Consider the following 18,361-nt stretch of genomic DNA (forward strand, 5'->3'; position numbering starts at 1 on the left):
GGACGGTCGCGGACGGCCGGTCCGCGGTGCGGTCCCCCTGGTTCTGCGGCGCGGCGCCCGCCGGATGCGCCCGGCGGGCGCATCCGGCGGGCCGGGGCGCGTCAGCGGGCCGTGACGAGCAGCCCCCGGCTGCGCAGCACCCGCCGCTCCAGGGGCGAGAAGACCAGCAGGTCGATCGCGATCCCCACGACCAGGATGAGCAGGATGGCCAGTTCGACGCGGGCCATGTCGGAGGCAACCCGGCCGTTCTCCAGCAGCTGGCCCAGTCCCAGGCCCAGGTCGGGGGAGCTGGCGATGAGCTCGGCCGCCATCAGCGAGCGCCAGGAGAACGCCCAGCCCTGCTTGAGCCCGGCCAGGTAGCCGGGAAGCGCTGCTGGCAGCAGCACGTGCCGGGCGCCCGCCAGGCCCGTCGCGCCCAGCGTGCGCCCGGCGCGCAGGTACAGCGGCGGCACCTGGTCGACGCCGGACACCAGGCCGTTGGCGATGGAGGGGACGGCGCCGAGCAGGATCACCGCGTACATGGCCCTGCTGTCCAGGCCGAGCCAGATGATCGCGGCGGGCACCCAGGCGACCGACGGCAGCGACTGCAGGCCCGACAGGACCGGGCCCAGGGCCGCCCGCACGGGCCGGACCCGCGCCACCAGCAGCCCGAGGGGCGTGCCGATGGCGAGCGAGGCCGCGAAGCCGAGGAGGCCGCGCGAGACGCTGGTCCACAGCACCGAGAACACCTCGCCCCGGTACCAGAGGTCCAGGAAGCTGTCCCCCACCGCGCCGGGTCCCGGGAACTTGTAGTCCGGGAAGACCCCGGCCGCGTGCACGCCCTGCCAGAGCGCCAGCACCAGCACCACGGCCAGGACCGGGGGCAGCACCTTGTCGCGCAGCACCTGGGAGGGCGGGACGCGGCGGACGGGGACGGCCTCCAGCGCGTCCAGGCCCGCCTCGACGCCGGCCAGGTCGCCGCCTGGCGGGTCGCCGCCGTCGGCGTGCCCGCTGTGCCCGCTGTGCTGCGTGTGCCCGGTCTGCTCCACCGGCGCGTCGGCGGGCGCCGTCCCGCGGAGGCCGGACCCGGCCGACGGGTCCCTTCCCGCGTCCTCGGTCCCGGCCCTCGGGGAGCCGGCCGTCTCAGTGCTGGCCATGGCGGCGGATCTCCTTGCGCAGTTCGTCGGTGATCTCGACGGAGAGCCCGGCCACGCCCGCGGACTCGATCCGCCGGGGCTGGGGCAGGGCGATCCGCCACTCGCGGGCGATCCGGCCGGGACGGGAGGTCAGCAGGACGACCCGCTGCGCCAGCCGCACGGCCTCGCGGACGTTGTGGGTGACGAAGACGACCGAGAGGCCCCCCCGCTCGGAGCCCGCCGGCTGGTTGCAGTCGGTCCAGATGCGGGTGAGCTCCTCGTGCAGGACGTCCCGGGTGATGGCGTCGAGCGCGGCGAACGGCTCGTCCATCAGCAGCACCGAGGACTGCTGGGCGAGGGCGCGGGCCATCGCGACGCGCTGCCGCATGCCGCCGGAGAGCTCGTGCACGCGCTTGCCGTACGCGCCCTTGAGGCGGACCAGCTCCAGCAGCCGCTCGGCCTCGCCGCGCCGCTCGGCCCGCGGGACGCCGCGCAGCCGCAGCGCCAGCTCGACGTTGCGCCCGGCCGTCAGCCACGGGAAGAGGGCGTGCTCCTGGAACATCAGGGCCGGGCGGCCGCCGGTGACCTCGATGGTGCCGGAGGTGGGCCGGTCCAGCCCGGCGACGAGGTTGAGCAGGGTCGACTTGCCGCAGCCGGAGGCGCCCAGCAGGCAGACGAACTCGCCCGGGGCCACGGTCAGGCTGATGTCGTCCAGGACCGGGGTCGCGGCGCCGGGGCGGCCGAAGGACTTGTGGACGTGCTCGATCCGGACCGCGGGCGCGCCGCCGGACGGTGCGGTGACGGCCGTGCCGTCCTGCTCCGCGGCGGTCAGTGTGGTGGGGGCCATCGGGTCACCTCCTGGGGTACGGGGACGGGCTGGGGTGCTGCCGGTACGGGGGTGCTGCCGGTACGGGGTGCCGGGTTCCGCCCCCGCCCTTCCGGGAAGGGCATCGACGGGAGGCGGGGGCGGAACCCGGAGCGGGTGGGGCTACCGGACGCCGAGCCCGGCGTCCTCGTACGCGGGCCGGCCGGCGGCCCTGAGCACCGCGTCGAGCGGCTTCAGGTCGTAGATCCCCCCGAGGTCGGCGCCGCCGTCCAGCAGGCCCGCCTTCACCGCGTGGTCGGCGCTGGTCCGCAGGGACGGCGCCACCGGGTCGTCGGTGAAGTCGATCGAGGACCAGGCCGCGTCGAGGACGTCCGCCGGCAGGGCCTTGCCGGAGAGGCGGTCGAGCTCGGCGTTGGCGTCGGCCTTGGCCTTGCCGGGGTTGGCCCTGATCCAGGCGTTGGCGGCCACCGAGCCCCTGAGCACGGCCTCCACCACGTCCGGGTGCTGCTTGAGGAAGGTCTGCGACACGATCACGTTGGTGATCACGAACTTCTTGTCCGGCCACAGGTCCTTCTCGTCGACGAGGACCTTCCCGCCCTCGGAGACGAGCTTGGACGCCGTCGGCTCGGGCACCCAGGCGCCGTCGATCGAGCCGGACTTGAAGGCGGCCGGGGTCTCCTTGTTGTCCAGCCGGACGACGGAGACGTCGCCCTTGCCGGTCTGGGCGTCGACCTTCCAGCCCTTCTCGGCGATGTAGTTCAGCAGGGCGACGTCCTGGGTGTTGCCGAGCTGCGGCGTGGCGATCCGCCGGCCCCTGAGGTCCTCGGGCTTCTTGATCTTCCTGCCGTCGACGACGAGCTTCACGCCGCCGGAGGCCGAGCCGGAGATGATCCGCAGGCTCCGGCCGCCCGACTTGACGTAGCCGTTGACCGCGGGGGAGGGGCCGATCCAGCCGATGTCGACGGAGCCGGCGTTCAGCGCCTCGATCTCGGACGGGCCCGCGTTGAAGACCTGGGTCTTGACCTGCGTGCCGCCGAGCTCCTTCTGGAACAGGCCCTCCTTGAGGCCGACCAGGGCGGTGCCGTGGGTGAGGTTGGCGAAGTAGCCGATCCGCACCGTGCCCGCGGAGAGCTTCTTCCCGGCCGCGGCGCCGGTGGCGGCGGCCGGGGTGGAGCCGGAGCCGTCGTCGGTGCTCTTCGAGCCGTAGCCGCAGGCGGTGAGCAGGGCGGCGGCGGTCAGGCCGGCGGCGGCCGCCGCGGCGGCGCGTCCGATCCGGCCGGAGCCGGGGCGGGCGGGTGCGTCGGAGTGCGGGCGGGCAGGTGCCACGGGAGGTGTCCTCACTGCTGGGAATCGGAAGTGCGGTGACGTCCGGCGCGGGGCCGGTGCGGACCGGGGCGCCGCCGCTGCGGGTGGCGGCGCCCCGGGTGACGGGGATCCGGTGCCGAACCTCGGTTCAGCGCCCCCGTCCGCACGCACATCGCGTCATGCCGCCCCGGCCGCTGCCGAGGGCGCCGCTGCCGATGCGGCCGCCTTCCTTGTCCATGCCGGAGAACGCCTCGCCGGACATCAGACCCAGTCCTCCCCCTCGTCGCCGTCCTGCGCGTCGCGCAGGGCGGACCCGAACGCCCCGCCCGCCATCCCGGCGGTGAGGGTGGTGCCGTCGGCCGGGTCGATCAGCAGGAACGACCCGGTGTGACGGTTGTCCGCGTACGCGTCCAGCGCCAGCGGCTCGGCGGTGCGCAGCACCACCGTGCCGATGTCGTTGACCGACAGGCCCTCCGCGGCGGCGCGCCGCTCCAGGCCGTCGATGTCGACGCGGTACGGGATGTCCTTGACCAGCGCCCGCACGGTGCGCGTGGTGTGCTTGAGCAGGACCCGGTCGCCGACCCGCAGCGGACGCTCGTGCAGGTGGCAGACGGTCGCCTCGACGTCCCTGACCGGCTCCGGCACGGCTCCGGCGGCGATCAGGTCGCCGCGGGAGACGTCGACGTCGTCGGTGAGCCGCACGGTGACGGACTGCGGCGCCCAGGCGACGTCGGTCTCCTTGCCGAGGGCGTCGATGCCGGCGACGGTGGTGGTGATCCCGGACGGCAGCACGGTGACCGTGTCGCCGGTGCGCAGCACCCCGGAGGCGAGCCGCCCGGCGTAGCCCCGGTAGTCCCGGTGCTCCTCCGACTGCGGGCGGATCACGTACTGCACGGGGAACCGGACCGGCTCGGCCGCGGGGTCGGTGCCGACCGGCACCGTCTCCAGGTGCTCCAGCAGGGTCGGGCCGCCGTACCAGTCCATGCGGGCGGAGGGCTCCACCACGTTGTCGCCGGCCAGCGCCGAGATCGGGATCGCGGTGACCTCGGGCACGCCGAGGGAGGCCGCGTACGCGGTGAACTCCCCGGCGATGGCGGCGAAGACGGGCTCCGCGTACTCCACCAGGTCCATCTTGTTGACCGCGAGCACCACGTGCGGCACCCGCAGCAGCGCGGCGACGGCCGCGTGCCGGCGGGTCTGCTCGACGACGCCGTTGCGGGCGTCGACGAGCACCACGGCGAGTTCGGCGGTCGAGGCGCCGGTGACCATGTTGCGGGTGTACTGCACGTGGCCGGGGGTGTCGGCGAGGATGAACCGGCGCCGGGGGGTGGCGAAGTACCGGTAGGCCACGTCGATGGTGATGCCCTGCTCCCGCTCGGCGCGCAGGCCGTCGGTGAGCAGCGCGAGGTCCGGGGCGTCCTGGCCGCGGCGGCGGGAGGCGTGCTCGACGGCCTCCAGCTGGTCGGCCAGCACCGACTTGGAGTCGTGCAGCAGCCGCCCGACGAGGGTGGACTTGCCGTCGTCCACGCTTCCGGCGGTGGCGAAGCGCAGCAGCGCGGTGGCCGCGGCCTCCCCGAAGGGGTTCCCGGCGGGCGCGGGGCTCTTCCCCGCGGGGCTGTCGCTGTGCAGGTCGGTCGGCATGTCTAGAAGTACCCCTCGCGCTTGCGGTCCTCCATGGCGGCCTCGGAGAGCCTGTCGTCGGCGCGTGTCGCGCCCCGCTCCGTGAGGCGGGAGGCGGCGATCTCGGTGATGACGTCCGCGACCGTGACGGCGTCGGAGTCGACGGCTCCGGTGCAGGACATGTCGCCGACGGTGCGGTAGCGCACCAGGCGCCGCTCCACGGGCTCGTCCTCCCGGGGGCCGCCCCACCCGCCCGCGGTCAGCCACATGCCGTTCCGCAGGAACACCTCGCGCTCGTGGGCGAAGTAGATCTCCGGCAGCGCGATGCGCTCCCGCTCGATGTACTGCCACACGTCCAGCTCGGTCCAGTTGGAGAGCGGGAAGACCCGGACGTGCTCGCCGGGGGCGTGCCGGCCGTTGTACAGCTCCCACAGCTCGGGGCGCTGGCGGCGCGGGTCCCACTGGGAGAACTCGTCGCGGAGGGAGAACACCCGCTCCTTGGCGCGGGCCTTCTCCTCGTCGCGGCGGCCGCCGCCGAAGACCGCGTCGAACCGCTCCCGCTGGATCGCCTCGGTCAGCGGCACGGTCTGCAGCGGGTTGCGGGTGCCGTCGGGGCGCTCCCGCAGCCGCCCGGAGTCGATGTACTCCTGCACGGAGGCCACGTGCAGCCGCAGGGAGTGCTCGGCGGCCACCCGGTCGCGGTACTCCAGCACCTCGGGGAAGTTGTGCCCGGTGTCCACGTGCAGCAGTCCGAAGGGCACCGGTGCGGGCGCGAACGCCTTCAGCGCCAGGTGCAGCATCAGGATGGAGTCCTTGCCGCCGGAGAAGAGCAGCACCGGGCGCTCGAACTCGCCCGCCACCTCCCGGAAGACGTGGACCGACTCCGCCTCCAGGGCGTCCAGGTGGGAGAGCGCGTGAGGGGCGCGGGTGCCTCGGGTGTGCCGCGGGTGTGTCGCCGTCGTCATGCCAGTCCCCTCGTCGTCAGCAGGGCGTGCAGGTCGGCGGCCGACTCGGCCACCGACCGGTGGTGCGTCTCCAGTCGCAGGTCGGGGGCCTCGGGCGCCTCGTACGGGTCGTCCACGCCGGTGAGGCCGGAGAGCTCCCCGGCGGCCTGCCTCGCGTACAGGCCCTTGACGTCGCGGACCGAGCAGACCTCGACCGGCGTCGCCACGTGCACCTCGACGAACTCCGTCCCGGCCTCCTCGTGGCGCTCGCGCACCGCCGCCCGCGAGGCCGCGTACGGGGCGATCACCGGGACCAGCACCGTCACCCCGTGCGAGGCGAGCAGCTCGGCGACGAAGCCGATTCGGGTGACGTTGGTGTGCCGGTCCTCGCGGGAGAAGCCGAGGCCGGCGGAGAGGAAGGTGCGGATCTCGTCGCCGTCCAGCACCTCCACGCGGCGGCCCTCGGCGCGCAGCCGCTCGGCCAGCGCGTACGCGATGGTGGTCTTGCCCGCGCTGGGCAGCCCGGTCAGCCACACCGTGGCGCCGCGCTGCTGCGCGGCGGCCGCGGTGTGCTGCGGGGCTGCCGTCCCGTCGGCTGTGGTGGTCACGTGGTCCGCTCCAGGTCCGTGGTGCAGGGGGGTGCAGGGAGGGGTGCAGGGAGGGGGGTCAGGTGTGCAGGCCGCACTCGGTCTTGCCGGTGCCCGCCCAGCGGCCGGCGCGGGCGTCCTCGCCGTCGGCGGTCCGGCGCGTGCAGGGGGCGCAGCCGACGGACGAGTAGCCGTCCCACAGCAGCGGGTTCAGCAGCACGCCGTGCTCGGCGACGTAGGCGTCCACGTCGTCCTGGGTCCAGCGGGCGATCGGGGCGACCTTGACCTTGCGCCGCTTCGGGTCCCAGCCCACGACCGGGGTGCCCGCCCGGGTGGGGGACTCGTCGCGGCGCAGCCCGGTCGCCCACGCGTCGTACGCGGCGAGGCCGCGCTCCAGCGGTTCCACCTTGCGCAGCGCGCAGCACAGGTCGGGGTCGCGGTCGTGCAGCCGCGGGCCGTGCTCGGCGTCCTGCTCGGCCACGGTCCGCCGGGGGGTCAGCGTGACCACGTTGACCGGCATCACCGCCGCCACCGCGTCCCGGGTGCCGATGGTCTCGGGGAAGTGGTAGCCGGTGTCCAGGAAGACCACGTCGATGCCCGGCAGGGCCGTGGACGCCAGGTGCGCGACGACCGCGTCCTCCATGGAGGAGGTGACGCACAGGCGCCGGCCGAAGGTGCCGGCGGCCCAGCGCAGCACCTCCTGCGGGGAGGCCTCCTCCAGGTCGCGGCCGGCCCGCAGGGCCAGCGCCTCCAGCTCCTCGGCGCTGCGGCGGCCGGTGCCGGTGCCGCTTCCGGTGCTGCTCATGCCGTGCTCCCCCCGGGTTCGGTGGTGTGCGGTCCGGTCCGGTCCGGGCCCGTCGCGGTGCGGTCGGACCGCGCCACCAGGCCCAGGAACTGCAGCCGGAAGGCGCGGGCGCAGGCGGCGCACTCCCAGGCGCCGTGCCCGCCGGCCTCCGACGGGCGCAGGTCCTCGTCGCCGCAGTACGGGCAGTGGAAGGGTGCGGCGCGCTCGCTCACGACAGGGCCTCCTCGGAGGCCCGCGCCGCCCACTGGGCGAACCGCTCGCCCTCGGTCCGCTCCTCCCGGAAGCGGCGCAGCACGCGCTCGACGTAGTCCGGCAGCTCGGCCGAGGTGACCTTGAGGCCGCGGACCTTGCGGCCGAAGGACGGGTCCAGGCCGAGGGCGCCGCCCAGGTGCACCTGGAAGCCCTCCACCTGGTTGCCGTCGGCGTCGGCGACCAGCTGGCCCTTGAGGCCGATGTCGGCGGTCTGGATGCGGGCGCAGGCGTTGGGGCAGCCGTTGACGTTGATGCTCAGCGGCTCGTCGAAGTCCGGCAGCCGCCGCTCCAGCTCGTCGATCAGGGAGCGGCCGCGCTCCTTGGTCTCGACGATGGCGAGCTTGCAGAACTCGATGCCGGTGCAGGCCATGGTGCCGCGCCGGAACGGGGACGGCGTGACCCGCAGGTCCAGGGCCTCCAGGCCGGTGACCAGCGCGTCCACCTGGTCCTCGGGGACGTCCAGGACCAGCATCTTCTGCTCGACGGTGGTCCGCAGCCGGCCGGAGCCGTGCGCCTCGGCGAGGTCGGCGACCTTGGTGAGCAGGGCGCCGTCCACGCGGCCGACGCGGGGGGCGAAGCCGACGTAGAAGCGGCCGTCGCGCTGCCGGTGGACGCCGACGTGGTCGCGCCACCGCCCCGGGGGCTGCTCGGGGGCGGGGCCGTCGAGCAGGGGGCGCTTCAGGTACTCGTCCTCCAGGACCTGGCGGAACCTTTCGGCACCCCAGTCGGCGATGAGGAACTTCAGCCGGGCCCGGTTGCGCAGCCGCCGGTAGCCGTAGTCGCGGAAGACCGAGATGACGCCCGCCCAGACGTCCGGGACCTCGTCCAGCGGAACCCAGGCGCCGAGCCGCACGCCGAATTTCGGGTTGGTGGAGAGGCCGCCGCCGACCCACAGGTCGAAGCCGGGGCCGTGCTCGGGGTGGACGACGCCGACGAAGGCCACGTCGTTGATCTCGTGGACGACGTCCAGCAGCGGCGAGCCGGAGACCGCGCTCTTGAACTTGCGGGGGAGGTTGGAGAACTCCCTGCTGCCGATGTAGCGGCGGTGGATCTCCTCGATCGCGGGGGTGCCGTCGATGATCTCGTCCGCGGCCACGCCGGCGACCGGCGACCCGATGACGACGCGCGGTACGTCGCCGCAGGCCTCGGTGGTGGACAGGCCCACCGCCTCCAGCCGCTCCCAGATCGCCGGGACGTCCTCGATCCGGACCCAGTGCAGCTGGATGTTCTGCCGGTCGGTGATGTCGGCGGTGCCGCGGGCGTAGGCCTGCGAGACCTCCCCGACGGTGCGCAGCTGCTCGGTGGTGAGCCGGCCGCCGTCGATGCGCACCCGCATCATGAAGTACTCGTCGTCCAGCTCCTCCGGCTCCAGGATCGCGGTCTTCCCGCCGTCGATCCCGGGCCGCCGCTGGGTGTACAGGCCCCACCAGCGCATCCGCCCGCGCAGGTCGGCCGGGTCGATGGAGTCGAAGCCGCGGTGGGCGTAGACCGTCTCGATGCGTGTCCGCACGTTGAGACCGTCGTCGTCCTTCTTGGACTGCTCGTTGGCGTTGAGCGGCGTGAAGTGCCCCATCGCCCACTGCCCCTCGCCGCGGTGGCGGGTCGCCTTGCGGGCGGCGGGACGGCGCGCGGGGGCGGCGTCCGGCTCGGGCGCCGACCGGTCGGGGGCGGGGGTGCTGGCCATGGGGTGCGTCCTTCGGCAGGGGGTGGCGTGCGTCGGCACACGGGCGGCTTCCGGGCGCAGCACTGCGTTGACCTGCTGATGTGCGAGGACGGGAGGCAGTGACCTGGCCGGGGGCGCCCGCGCGTCCGCGTCGGCGGGAACGGGCGGGGAGTGGCGCCGGATCGAGGGGCGGCAGGGGGTCAGGTCACCGGACAGATGGCGCTGGACACGCGAAGCAGGTCGACGTGGAGTCGACCGACCAGGGTTGCTCCGGCACCGGACATGGCAAGAGATTCCCACGAGCATCTCCCGGCGGTCCATCCCCGTCCGCGATGTGGACAGAAAGTCCTCACCAGGTGAGACGGGGGAGGTGGCGCCCGCTGCGGCCGCCCGGCCGGGACATGAGGGTGCGGCCCGCCGCCGGATACGGTGGTGACGTGCAACCAGCAGGCGAAACCCCGCGGAAGACCCCCAGGCACCGGGCGAAGGGCACCCGGCGCGCGGCGCGGCGTCCCGTGGGCGGCTCGTGGCGGGCCACGGCCTGGGCGCTGGTGAAGGAGACCACCAGCACCTGCGTCGAGTACCGGGTCACCGGCCTCGCCGCGGAGGCCGCCTTCTTCACGCTGCTCTCCATCCCGCCGCTGCTCCTGTGCCTGGCGGGCACCCTCGGCTACCTCGACGACATCGTGGGCGCCGGCACCATCGACAACCTGCAGCAGGACATCATCGACGCCTCGGGCACCGTGCTGTCCGGCGAGTCCGTCGACCAGATCGTCCGGCCGCTGCTGAAGAGCGTCTTCGACGGCGGCCGCCCCGACCTGATCTCGATCGGCTTCCTGCTCTCCCTGTGGTCGGGCTCCCGCGCCCTGTACATCTTCATCGACACCATCACCGTGATGTACGGCCTGGACGGCAAGCGCGGCATCGTCGCCACCCGCGCGCTCTCCCTCGGCCTCTACCTCGCCGCGCTCGTCATCGGCTCCCTGGTGCTGCCGCTGCTGGTGGCCGGCCCCGGCATGGTGGTCGCGGCCCTGCCCGGCGTCGCCGGGCTGGTCACCGCGCTGTACTGGCCGGTCGCGATCCTGCTGCTGATCGTCTCCCTCACCACCCTGTACCACGTCTCCGTCCCCGTCCGGACGCCGTGGCGCGAGGACATCCCCGGCGCCCTGGTCGCCCTGGTCGTCCTCGTGGTCTGCAGCATGGTCCTCCGGGTCTACCTGGTCAGCTCGGTCGAGGGCCCCACCGTCTACGGGTCGCTGGCCGCCCCCGTCGCGGTCCTGCTGTGGATCTTCGTGGTCGCGCTGGCCGTGCTGATCGGCGCGGCGATGAACACCGCCGTCGACCGCCGCTGGCCCAGCCCGCAGACCGCGGAGGCCCGCGCCGCCACGGCGCGCCACGACGCCGCCCGGGCCGAGTCCGAACGTGCGGCCGCCGACCGCACCGCCGACCGGGCCGCCACCGGGCGCACCCCCGCCCAGCGCCCGCCCACGTCCCCCGGGCCCCGGTCCGGCGGTGCGGCGGGCGGCCGCCCGTACGGCCCCCCGGGCGGCGTCGGACAGGGCCGGGACGGGGAGGGCTGGGACGGGGAGGACTGGGACGGGTCGGACGACGGCGGACCCGACGACGATCCGGGCGGCCACGCGCCGTCCGAGTACCCGGAGCGCTGGGCGGACCTGCTGCCCCCGGGCGACGTGCGCGGCCGCCTCGGCGGCCGCGGCACCCGCCGCCGCTCCGCCCCCCCGCCCCCGGACAGCGACCCCCCGCCCGGCCGCCCCCCGGTCCACCGCACCCCGCGCGGCTGAGCGGGCGCCGCAGCGCGCGGCCGCGGGCCGGTTCGGGCCGCCTCGGCCCTGCGCGGGCCTCCTCGGGCCGGTTCGGGCCGGTTCGGGCCGCCTCGGGCCGGACGGGGCCTGCAGCCCCGCTCGACCGGTGCCGCGCCGGGCGGCCGGAAAACCGGGTGCGGACCGGACCCGGGCGCCCCTAGACTCATGCCCGTCGCGCCGCCGGTCCGCTCCGGCCGCGCGGACCGCTGTGCACGCGCGCCCCGTCCAGGGGCCGGAGACGAGGAGAGGAGGTGGGCCCGATGGCCGTCACCGCCGTCACGGCTGCCCCCGGCAGCCCTCGTTCCCGCCTCCTTCCGGCCGCCGCCTGACCGTACGGACCGCCGTACCGCGCCCGGCCGGGAACCGTTCTCCCCGAAGGGCTTCCTGCGTTGTCCGACGCAACCCGCGCACAGCAGACCTCCGCACAGCAGACCTCCGCACCGCAGACCTCCGCACAGCAGACCTCCGCACCGCACACCCCCGCCCGCCCCACCCCCGCGCGGCCGGCCGTCCCGCCGGTCCCCGCGACCCCGGCCCCCGGGACGGACCCCCTGGCCGCCTACGGCTGGACCCCCGGGCTCGACGAGCTCTTCGCCCCCCACCGCGCCGCCGGCCTCGTCCCCGGCCGCATCACCCGGGTCGACCGGGGCCGCTGCGACGTGGTCGTCGCCGATCCCGCCCGTCCCTCCGGTGCGGGCACCGCCGGACCCGGCCCGGACGGCGGCGGCCCCTCCGGCGCCGCCTCCCCGCTCCCCGGCCTGCGCACCCTGCGCGCCGACACCGGACCGGTCGGCCACCCGGACCCCGTCCGGTGCCCCTGCACCGGCGACTGGGCCGCGGTGGACCCGGAGGCGGTCCCGCTCCCGGCCGTCCGGGCGCTGCTGCCCCGCAGCACCGCCGTCGTCCGCAGCAGCGCCTCCCGCCGCTCCGAGGGGCAGGTCCTCGCCGCCAACGTGGACACCGTGCTGATCGCCGTCTCCCTCGCCGCCGAGCCCGACCTCGGCCGCGTCGAGCGCTTCCTCGCCCTCGCCTGGGAGAGCGGCGCCCAGCCCCTGGTGGTGCTCACCAAGGCCGATCTGGCCGCCGACGCCGGTCACATCCGCGACGACGTCGAGGCGGTGGCGCCGGGCGCGACCGTCCTGGCCGTCTCGGCCGCGACGGGGGAGGGCATGGACGTGCTCGCGGCCTGCCTGGGCGGCACGACCGCGCTCGTGGGCCAGTCGGGCGCCGGGAAGTCCACCCTCGCCAACGCGCTCGCCGGGGCCGAGGTGATGGCCGTCCGGCACGTCCGCGACAGCGACGGCAAGGGCCGGCACACCACGACCACCCGCGAGCTGCTGCCGCTGCCGGGCGGCGGCGTCCTGATCGACACGCCGGGTCTGCGCGGCGTCGGCCTCCTCGGGGGCGCCGAGGGCCTCGGCCACGCGTTCTCCGACGTCGAGGAGCTGGCGGCGCAGTGCCGCTTCGACGACTGCGCCCACCGCACCGAGCCCGGCTGTGCGGTCGCGGCGGCCCTGGAGGACGGCACCCTGCCGGTGCGGCGCTGGGAGAGCTACCGCAAGCTCCAGCGGGAGAACGCCTGGATCGAGGCGCGCGGCGACGCGCGCCTCGCCGCCGAGCGCCGCCGCCAGTGGAAGATCGTCCAGAAGTCGGTGCGCGACGCCGGGGTGACGCGCCGCCGCTGACGGGACGCCGCCCGCAGCCCGCCGCGGCCGCGGACGGGCAGCGCGGTTCCCCCGGGCCGGACCCGGGGGAACCGCGCGGCCTCGTCGGGGAGCACGGCGCGGGCAGGGCCTACCCTGCCCGCGGCGGGCGGCGGCGCAGGCGGCCGGGCAGCTTCTCGCCCTCGTTCCAGAGCGTGAGGAACACGCTTGCGATGCCCAGGGCCACGATGACGATGCCCAGGATGACGACGCCGACCATGGCGGGGACCTCCGGTCGTCGGACGGTGCGGTACCTCCGATCTGCCCATACGGTCGGATCCTCACACCCCGTGGTGCCGCCGTTCGCGTGAAGCTGATTCTGTTTCAGTTCACCGTCCCGTCAGGGAGAAGGCGGTGCGTGTCCCCCCCCCGCCTCCTTCCGCGTCGCGCCCCCGCCGGGGGCGGGCCGCCGGGATGCGGACGGGCCGTCAGCACTGTCGGACCCTGCCGGTAGGGTGCGGCGCGGCAGGCGAGGGCGCAGGGCGGACCGGCCGTCCGCAGCGCCCACGCCCGCTGCGGCGCCGTACCGGGACCGTCACGATCCCGCGGCCCCGCCATGCACCGGCGCAGGACGGGGCATAAGCGCACGGGGGGAAGGGCCCCCCGGTGCGGGCGACGGGAGGTGTCTTCGACATGCCGCCCCACGGAGAGGCACACGAAGCGAAGAGGAGTGGCGGCCGGGTGGACGACGAGCCGGGCCGCACCGCGGTCGAGGAGCACGACCGCGGCGGCCGCACGGCGCCGGACGGCCCCGAGCGCGGCGCCTACCGCCGCGAGCGGCGGCGGGTGCCGTGGTACGTCGGCCTGCCGGTCACCCTGGCGGTCATCGCGGCGCTCTTCCTGGCCGCCTTCAAGCTCGACTGGCTGCCCGGCCTGCCCGACCTCTTCGGCACCGAGACCAAGGACCGCAGCGGCCCGGCGGTGCTCAAGTCCATCCAGGACATGAGCCGCTACCAGGCCGCGACCGGCAACTACCAGGTGATCGTCGACCTGGAGAAGGACGCCAAGTTCCTTCCCAGCGCGATCCGCGGCAGCCGCACCCTCTACGTGGGCGCCGGCAGCGTCGGCGCGTACGTGGACCTGGGCCGGGTCGGCAAGGACGGCGTCACCGTCTCGTCCGACCGCCGCAGCGCCGTCCTCCGGCTGCCCCACGCCCAGCTCGACCAGGCGGCGCTCGACCCCAAGCGCTCGTACGTCTTCACCAAGGAGCGCGGGCTGTTCGACCGGTTCGGCGACTTCTTCGGCGACAACCCCGGCAACGAGCACGAGCTGAACGTCCTGGCCGCCAGGAAGATCCAGGACGCCGCCCGGCAGAGCGACCTCGACGCGCGCGCCGAGCAGAACACCCGGTCCATGCTGCAGGGCCTGCTGAAGTCGCTGGGCTTCACCAGCGTGGACGTCCGCTTCGGCTGACGCCCGCCGCGCGGCCCCGTCCGCCGTCCCGCCCCCTTCCCTCCGGCTGCACCCGGCGGGAGGGGGCGGGACGGCGGACGGCGCCCGCGGACGGCGCCGCCCCCGGGGTCCGTGCCACGGTCGGGCCCCGGTGCCACGGCCCCGGCCCCGGTCCAGCGGCCCCCGGCCTGCCCCGTCCGTCTCCTGCCCGCGTCCGCGTCCGCGTCCGTGTCCGATTCCCGCCGGTCGCGCCCCGGACGACGGCGCACACTGGGAGCGTGACCGAGGACGACGACGCCCGATACCGGGCCCTGAGCAGCCGCGACGGCCGCTTCGACGGCGTGTTCTTCACCGCCGTCTCCACCACCCGCATCTACTGCCGGCCCAGTTGCCCGGCCGTGACGCCCAAGCGCGCCAACGTCCGCTTCTACCCCTCAGCCGCGGCCGCCCAGGCCGCCGGCTACCGCGCCTGCCGTCGCTGCCGCCCCGACGCGGTGCCGGGCTCCCCGGACTGGAACACCCGCGCCGACCTCGTCGGCCGGGCCATGCGGCTCATCCGCGACGGCGTGGTGGACCGTGAGGGCGTCACCGGCCTCGCCGCCCGCCTCGGCTACAGCACCCGCCAGCTCGGCCGCCAGCTCACCGCCGAACTCGGCGCGGGCCCCGTCGCACTGGCCCGCGCCCAGCGTGCCCACACCGCCCGCATCCTGCTGCAGACCACGGACCTGCCGGTGACCGACGTCGCCTTCGCCGCCGGCTTCTCCAGCGTCCGGCAGTTCAACGACACCGTCCGGGCCGTCCACGACCGCAACCCCACCGCGCTCCGCGCCGAGGTCAGCCCCGCCCGCCGCGCCCGCGCCGCCGAGGGCGGCGGCATCGCCCTGCGCCTCGCCCACCGGGGCGTCCTCGACGCCGGGCACCTCATGGACTTCCTGGCGGTCCGCGCCGTGCCCGGGGTGGAGGAGGTCGTCCCCGGTGCCGCCCGCGGCACCCGCACCTACCGCCGGACCCTCGCCCTGCCGCACGGCCACGCCGTCGCCGAGGTCGACGGCCCCGCGCCCGGCGCGCCCGCCGGGCGCGGCTGGCTGGACTGCCGCCTCCACCTCTCCGACCTGCGCGACCTCACCACGGCCGTCCAGCGGCTGCGCGCCCTCTTCGACCTCGACGCCGACCCGGAGGCCGTCGACGGGCAGCTCGGCGCCGACCCGGTCCTCGACCCCCTCGTGCGCGGCCGCCCCGGACTGCGCTCGCCCGGCCACGTCGACCCGCACGAGCTCGCGGTGCGGGCGGTCCTGGGCCAGCAGGTGTCGGTGGCCGCCGCCCGCACCCTCGCCGGGCGGCTCGCGGCCCGGTACGGAAAGCCGCTGCCCGCCCCCAGCGGGGGACTGTCCGTCCTCTTCCCCGCGGCGGAGACGCTGGCCGGCGCCGCACCCGAGGACCTCGCCATGCCCGCGGCCCGCCGCCGCGCCCTCCTGGGCCTGGCCGCCGCCCTGGCCGACGGCCGGGTCCGGGTCGACGCCGGGGTCGAGCGGGAGGAGGCCGCCCGCGCCCTCCTGGACCTGCCCGGCATCGGCCCCTGGACGGCCGGGTACATCCGCATGCGGGCCTTCGCAGACCCCGACGTGCTGCTCCCGGGCGACGCGGGCGTGCGGCACGGCCTGCTCCGCCTCGGCCTCCCGGGCGACCCCGCCTCGGCGGTGCGGGCGGCGGAGGCATGGACGCCCTGGCGCTCCTACGCCGTCCACCACCTCTGGAGGGCGGCCTCGGCGGCGGGCTGACGGGTTCCGGTCCTGGTCCGTCCTGCACCGCACCGCACGGGCGCGGTCCCGGCGGCCGGCGTGCGAGAGCCGCTCGGGTGGGCCCGTGAGCCCGTGGGTCCGTGATGTTGTGGGCCGGTGCGGGACTGCGGCCCGCGGGACCGGTCAGGGACGACCTGTTGCCGTCTGTACGGCGCCGGCGCCCGGCCCCCCGGTGCTGTCCGGTACCTCCCGGGGCGGTCCGCCGGTCAGCCGGTCCGCCGGTCAGGCACCGGCGGCCGACCGGCGCCCGGCCGGCTCCTCGACCGGGTCGCCCAGCGCGTCGGCGAGGTGCTCCAGGCCCGGCAGCGCCTGCATCACCAGGCCGCGGTCGGCGGGGGAGAGCGACGCCAGCGCGGCGGCCATCCGCCGCTCGTGGGCCCGCTGCCAGTCCGCGAGCTGCCGGTGGCCGGCCTCGGTGAGGGCGATCCGCGCGGTACGGCGGTCGCCGGGGTCGGGCTGCCGGTCGACGAACCCGGCCTCCAGCAGCCTGCCGACGAGGCCGCTCACCGTGTTCGGCGCCAGCCGCTGCCGCGCGGCGAGCTCGCCCACCCGCATCGGTGCCGCGGCCAGCGTCTGCAGCAGCTCCACCTGGGCCATCGGCAGCGACTCCCACGGGTAGTCGGTGCGGATGCTGCTGCGCAGCGCCCGGCGCAGCCGGGTGACCACGTCGGTCAGCCGCCGCGCCTGCCGTGCCGCCACCGCGGCCTCGGAGTCCGTGTCCGCCCTGCTGCCGGGACCGGGACCGGGGCCGGGGCCGCCGCCGGTGTCGGGGCCGGAGGGCGCGGGGCGGTCCTGGTGCTGCTCCTCGGGCTGCGGCATGGCCCACAGCGTACCGCTGCCGACCTGCGCACGGCCGACCCGTCCGCCGCCGGCCTGCGCACGGCCGACCCGTCCGCCGCCGGCCCCTGGGGCGGCACCCGTGCCCGTCGTGCGGCCGCCCCCTCCGCGACGCGCCGGGGGGCGGGGGCGGACGGTCCTGCGGACCGCCGTGCCCCCGCCCCCCGGGCGGGCCCGCCGGGCGCGTCAGCCCAGCGGCTTCGCCCCGCGTGCGGCGAGCATGTCCGTCATCAGCTTGATCTCGGAGGTCTGCCCGGCCACCATCGTCCCGGCCAGCCGCTTCTCCACCGGGTTGCCGCTCATCCCGAGGTAGCCGCGGGCCATGTCGACGCCGCCCCTGTGGTGCTTGATCATCAGCTGCAGGAACAGCACCTCGGCGGCCTTGCCGTCCGCCTTGCGCAGCCGGTCCAGGTCGGTGTTGGTCGCCATCCCGGGCATCAGAGAGCCGTCGTGGGCCTGGTAGTCGTGGCCCATGTGCATCCACGCCATCGGCTTCGCCGCGGAGGTCTGCGACAGGCCCCACTGGTCGAGCCAGCCGGTCATCATGCCGCGCTGGTTGGCCTGGGTGTTGATGATGTCGAAGGCCAGCAGCCGCACCTCGGGGTCCTTGGTGCGGTCCCGGACGATGAACGACATGTTCACCGCCTGCTGGTGGTGGACCGACATGTCCCGGGCGAAGCCGGCGTCGGGGGAGCCGTCCGCCGGGACCGCGGCCGCGGCCCGGCTCCCCGCCGAGGCGGGGGACCCGCCGGACGTGCCGACCACCAGGGCCAGCGCGCCCACGCACAGCGCCGCGAACCCCGCCACCACCGCGGGCCACCACATGCCCCGCCGGGGCCGCCCGGCTGCCGCCGTGTCCCCGCCGTCCACCGCGCCACCGCCCATCAGGCCGTCCTCCTCCGCCCCGGTCACGGCATGACCCCGACGTCGCTGCAGGACGCGCCGGGCTCACGGGTCTGCGGTCCCTGGACGTACTTGAGGAAGAACTGGTTCACCCGCGGGTCCTTGGCGCTGTCCACGGTCAGCTGCGTGCCCCAGGCGGAGAGCGTGACGGTGCCCTTCTCGTCGGGGTACGGGCTCATGAAGGAGTACGGCGTGGTGGAGACCTTGGAGGACAGGGTCTTGATGTCGGCCGGCGTGGCCTTGCCGTTGTAGGTGACCCAGACGGCGCCGTGCTCCAGGGAGTGCACCGCGTTCTCGTTCGGCACCGGCTTGTCGTAGACCTTGCCCTCGCAGTCCAGCCACTGCGGGTTGTGGTCGCCGCCGACCGGCGGCGTCATGGGGTAGGCCACCTTCTTGGTGACGTGGTTGAAGGTGAGGTTCTTCCAGGTCCGCACGCCGGGGATGTCCGTCTTCGCGGCCGCCTGCCTGGCCGCGGCCTGGGCGGAGGCCGAGGCGGCGGCCTGCGCCTTCTTGGCGTCGTCCTTGCTGTTGGCATCGGTGACGATCCAGATGCCGCCGCCCACCATGCCCGCCAGCACCACGCCGGCCGCCGTGAAGGCGATGACCTTGTTGCGGCGCTCGCGGCGCTTCTCCTCCTGCCGCAGCTGCTCGATGCGCGCTCTGCGCGCGGCCGCGGACTGCTTGGAAGCGGAACCCATGGATGTGTCCTTCTCTGTGTGCACGGAGGGGTGTCGACAGGTGGCCCGGCGTCCCGTGGGGACGCCGCACCGGCCCGGACGCGGCAGGG

Annotated in this window: 18 protein-coding genes; 4 read left to right on the plus strand and 14 right to left on the minus strand. The window is 75.7% G+C overall.

Features of this window, described 5'->3' with window-relative positions; translation table 11 throughout:
• Nucleotides 1–101 precede the first annotated feature (101 nt).
• The 10 genes from ACFY07_RS04020 to ACFY07_RS04065 form a co-directional block, all read right to left on the minus strand.
• Nucleotides 102–1,136: an ABC transporter permease gene (locus ACFY07_RS04020; RefSeq protein WP_390867251.1), complete on the minus strand. Its 1,035-nt coding sequence runs from the start codon at nt 1,134–1,136 to the stop codon at nt 102–104.
• On the minus strand, nt 1,123–1,962 hold the full coding sequence (locus ACFY07_RS04025) for an ABC transporter ATP-binding protein (protein ID WP_230648113.1): 840 nt from the start codon (nt 1,960–1,962) through the stop codon (nt 1,123–1,125). Before ACFY07_RS04025 ends, ACFY07_RS04020 begins: the two co-directional genes overlap by 14 nt.
• A gap of 141 nt (nt 1,963–2,103) precedes the next feature.
• Entirely contained in the window at nt 2,104–3,213 is a 1,110-nt protein-coding gene (locus ACFY07_RS04030) for an aliphatic sulfonate ABC transporter substrate-binding protein (RefSeq protein WP_390867415.1), read from the minus strand.
• A gap of 294 nt (nt 3,214–3,507) precedes the next feature.
• Nucleotides 3,508–4,887 (minus strand): sulfate adenylyltransferase subunit 1, encoded by a 1,380-nt coding sequence (locus ACFY07_RS04035; protein ID WP_390867252.1) that lies wholly within the window; start codon nt 4,885–4,887, stop codon nt 3,508–3,510.
• Nucleotides 4,888–4,889: 2 nt separating this feature from the next.
• Nucleotides 4,890–5,831 carry a sulfate adenylyltransferase subunit CysD gene (gene cysD / locus ACFY07_RS04040; protein ID WP_390867253.1) on the minus strand — a complete coding sequence of 314 codons (942 nt, stop codon included), beginning with the start codon at nt 5,829–5,831 and terminating at the stop codon, nt 4,890–4,892.
• A complete protein-coding gene (gene cysC, locus ACFY07_RS04045; protein ID WP_308188822.1) occupies nt 5,828–6,418 on the minus strand; it encodes an adenylyl-sulfate kinase in 591 nt (196 codons plus the stop codon). Before cysC ends, cysD begins: the two co-directional genes overlap by 4 nt.
• Before the next feature lie 58 nt (nt 6,419–6,476).
• On the minus strand, nt 6,477–7,202 hold the full coding sequence (locus tag ACFY07_RS04050) for a phosphoadenylyl-sulfate reductase (RefSeq protein ID WP_390867254.1): 726 nt from the start codon (nt 7,200–7,202) through the stop codon (nt 6,477–6,479).
• Nucleotides 7,199–7,414, minus strand: coding sequence for a hypothetical protein (locus ACFY07_RS04055; RefSeq protein ID WP_390867255.1), 216 nt, complete (start codon nt 7,412–7,414; stop codon nt 7,199–7,201). Before ACFY07_RS04055 ends, ACFY07_RS04050 begins: the two co-directional genes overlap by 4 nt.
• On the minus strand, nt 7,411–9,138 hold the full coding sequence (locus ACFY07_RS04060; protein WP_390867256.1) for a nitrite/sulfite reductase: 1,728 nt from the start codon (nt 9,136–9,138) through the stop codon (nt 7,411–7,413). The genes ACFY07_RS04055 and ACFY07_RS04060 overlap by 4 nt, the downstream gene beginning before the upstream one ends.
• A 179-nt stretch (nt 9,139–9,317) precedes the next feature.
• Complete coding sequence (locus ACFY07_RS04065) at nt 9,318–9,401, minus strand: putative leader peptide (RefSeq protein ID WP_374228068.1); 84 nt, start codon at nt 9,399–9,401, stop codon at nt 9,318–9,320.
• A gap of 153 nt (nt 9,402–9,554) precedes the next feature.
• Here ACFY07_RS04065 and ACFY07_RS04070 point away from each other — a divergent pair, with 153 nt between their 5' ends.
• Both ACFY07_RS04070 and rsgA read left to right on the plus strand, forming a co-directional pair.
• The gene (locus ACFY07_RS04070) at nt 9,555–10,919 is read left to right on the plus strand and encodes a YihY/virulence factor BrkB family protein (protein WP_390867257.1); all 1,365 of its coding nucleotides are present in this window, start codon (nt 9,555–9,557) and stop codon (nt 10,917–10,919) included.
• A 572-nt stretch (nt 10,920–11,491) separates the two neighbouring features.
• Nucleotides 11,492–12,625 carry a ribosome small subunit-dependent GTPase A gene (rsgA, locus tag ACFY07_RS04075; RefSeq protein ID WP_390867416.1) on the plus strand — a complete coding sequence of 378 codons (1,134 nt, stop codon included), beginning with the start codon at nt 11,492–11,494 and terminating at the stop codon, nt 12,623–12,625.
• Between the two features lie 109 nt (nt 12,626–12,734).
• Here the strand turns inward: rsgA and ACFY07_RS04080 are convergent, their stop codons facing one another.
• Nucleotides 12,735–12,863, minus strand: coding sequence for a hypothetical protein (locus ACFY07_RS04080; protein ID WP_255743719.1), 129 nt, complete (start codon nt 12,861–12,863; stop codon nt 12,735–12,737).
• A 566-nt stretch (nt 12,864–13,429) separates the two neighbouring features.
• Here ACFY07_RS04080 and ACFY07_RS04085 point away from each other — a divergent pair.
• Both ACFY07_RS04085 and ACFY07_RS04090 read left to right on the plus strand, forming a co-directional pair.
• Nucleotides 13,430–14,056: a DUF4230 domain-containing protein gene (locus ACFY07_RS04085; RefSeq protein WP_390867417.1), complete on the plus strand. Its 627-nt coding sequence runs from the start codon at nt 13,430–13,432 to the stop codon at nt 14,054–14,056.
• Nucleotides 14,057–14,313: 257 nt separating this feature from the next.
• Nucleotides 14,314–15,813, plus strand: coding sequence for an AlkA N-terminal domain-containing protein (locus tag ACFY07_RS04090; RefSeq protein WP_390867258.1), 1,500 nt, complete (start codon nt 14,314–14,316; stop codon nt 15,811–15,813).
• Nucleotides 15,814–16,056: 243 nt separating this feature from the next.
• On the opposite strand, the gene ACFY07_RS04095 is transcribed toward ACFY07_RS04090, so the two are convergent.
• The 3 genes from ACFY07_RS04095 to ACFY07_RS04105 all read right to left on the minus strand — a co-directional run bounded on the left by ACFY07_RS04095 (nt 16,057) and on the right by ACFY07_RS04105 (nt 18,272).
• On the minus strand, nt 16,057–16,653 hold the full coding sequence (locus ACFY07_RS04095; RefSeq protein ID WP_390867259.1) for a MarR family winged helix-turn-helix transcriptional regulator: 597 nt from the start codon (nt 16,651–16,653) through the stop codon (nt 16,057–16,059).
• A gap of 204 nt (nt 16,654–16,857) precedes the next feature.
• Nucleotides 16,858–17,556, minus strand: coding sequence for a DUF305 domain-containing protein (locus ACFY07_RS04100; RefSeq protein ID WP_390867260.1), 699 nt, complete (start codon nt 17,554–17,556; stop codon nt 16,858–16,860).
• Between the two features lie 23 nt (nt 17,557–17,579).
• Nucleotides 17,580–18,272 carry a DUF3105 domain-containing protein gene (locus tag ACFY07_RS04105; protein WP_390867261.1) on the minus strand — a complete coding sequence of 231 codons (693 nt, stop codon included), beginning with the start codon at nt 18,270–18,272 and terminating at the stop codon, nt 17,580–17,582.
• Nucleotides 18,273–18,361: the final 89 nt, after the last annotated feature.

It is taken from the genome of Streptomyces sp. NPDC001380 (assembly GCF_042895785.1).
Classification (GTDB): domain Bacteria; phylum Actinomycetota; class Actinomycetes; order Streptomycetales; family Streptomycetaceae; genus Peterkaempfera.

Coding starts and splice junctions, on each gene's coding strand:
- ACFY07_RS04105 (WP_390867261.1), bottom strand. CDS start 18,272: ATGGGTTCCGCTTCCAAGCAGTCCGCGGCCGCGCGCAGAGCGCGCATC.
- ACFY07_RS04025 (WP_230648113.1), bottom strand. CDS start 1,962: ATGGCCCCCACCACACTGACCGCCGCGGAGCAGGACGGCACGGCCGTC.
- ACFY07_RS04020 (WP_390867251.1), bottom strand. CDS start 1,136: ATGGCCAGCACTGAGACGGCCGGCTCCCCGAGGGCCGGGACCGAGGAC.
- ACFY07_RS04095 (WP_390867259.1), bottom strand. CDS start 16,653: ATGCCGCAGCCCGAGGAGCAGCACCAGGACCGCCCCGCGCCCTCCGGC.
- ACFY07_RS04035 (WP_390867252.1), bottom strand. CDS start 4,887: ATGCCGACCGACCTGCACAGCGACAGCCCCGCGGGGAAGAGCCCCGCG.
- ACFY07_RS04100 (WP_390867260.1), bottom strand. CDS start 17,556: ATGGGCGGTGGCGCGGTGGACGGCGGGGACACGGCGGCAGCCGGGCGG.
- cysD (WP_390867253.1), bottom strand. CDS start 5,831: ATGACGACGGCGACACACCCGCGGCACACCCGAGGCACCCGCGCCCCT.
- ACFY07_RS04080 (WP_255743719.1), bottom strand. CDS start 12,863: ATGGTCGGCGTCGTCATCCTGGGCATCGTCATCGTGGCCCTGGGCATC.
- ACFY07_RS04065 (WP_374228068.1), bottom strand. CDS start 9,401: ATGTCCGGTGCCGGAGCAACCCTGGTCGGTCGACTCCACGTCGACCTG.
- ACFY07_RS04060 (WP_390867256.1), bottom strand. CDS start 9,138: ATGGCCAGCACCCCCGCCCCCGACCGGTCGGCGCCCGAGCCGGACGCC.
- ACFY07_RS04050 (WP_390867254.1), bottom strand. CDS start 7,202: ATGAGCAGCACCGGAAGCGGCACCGGCACCGGCCGCCGCAGCGCCGAG.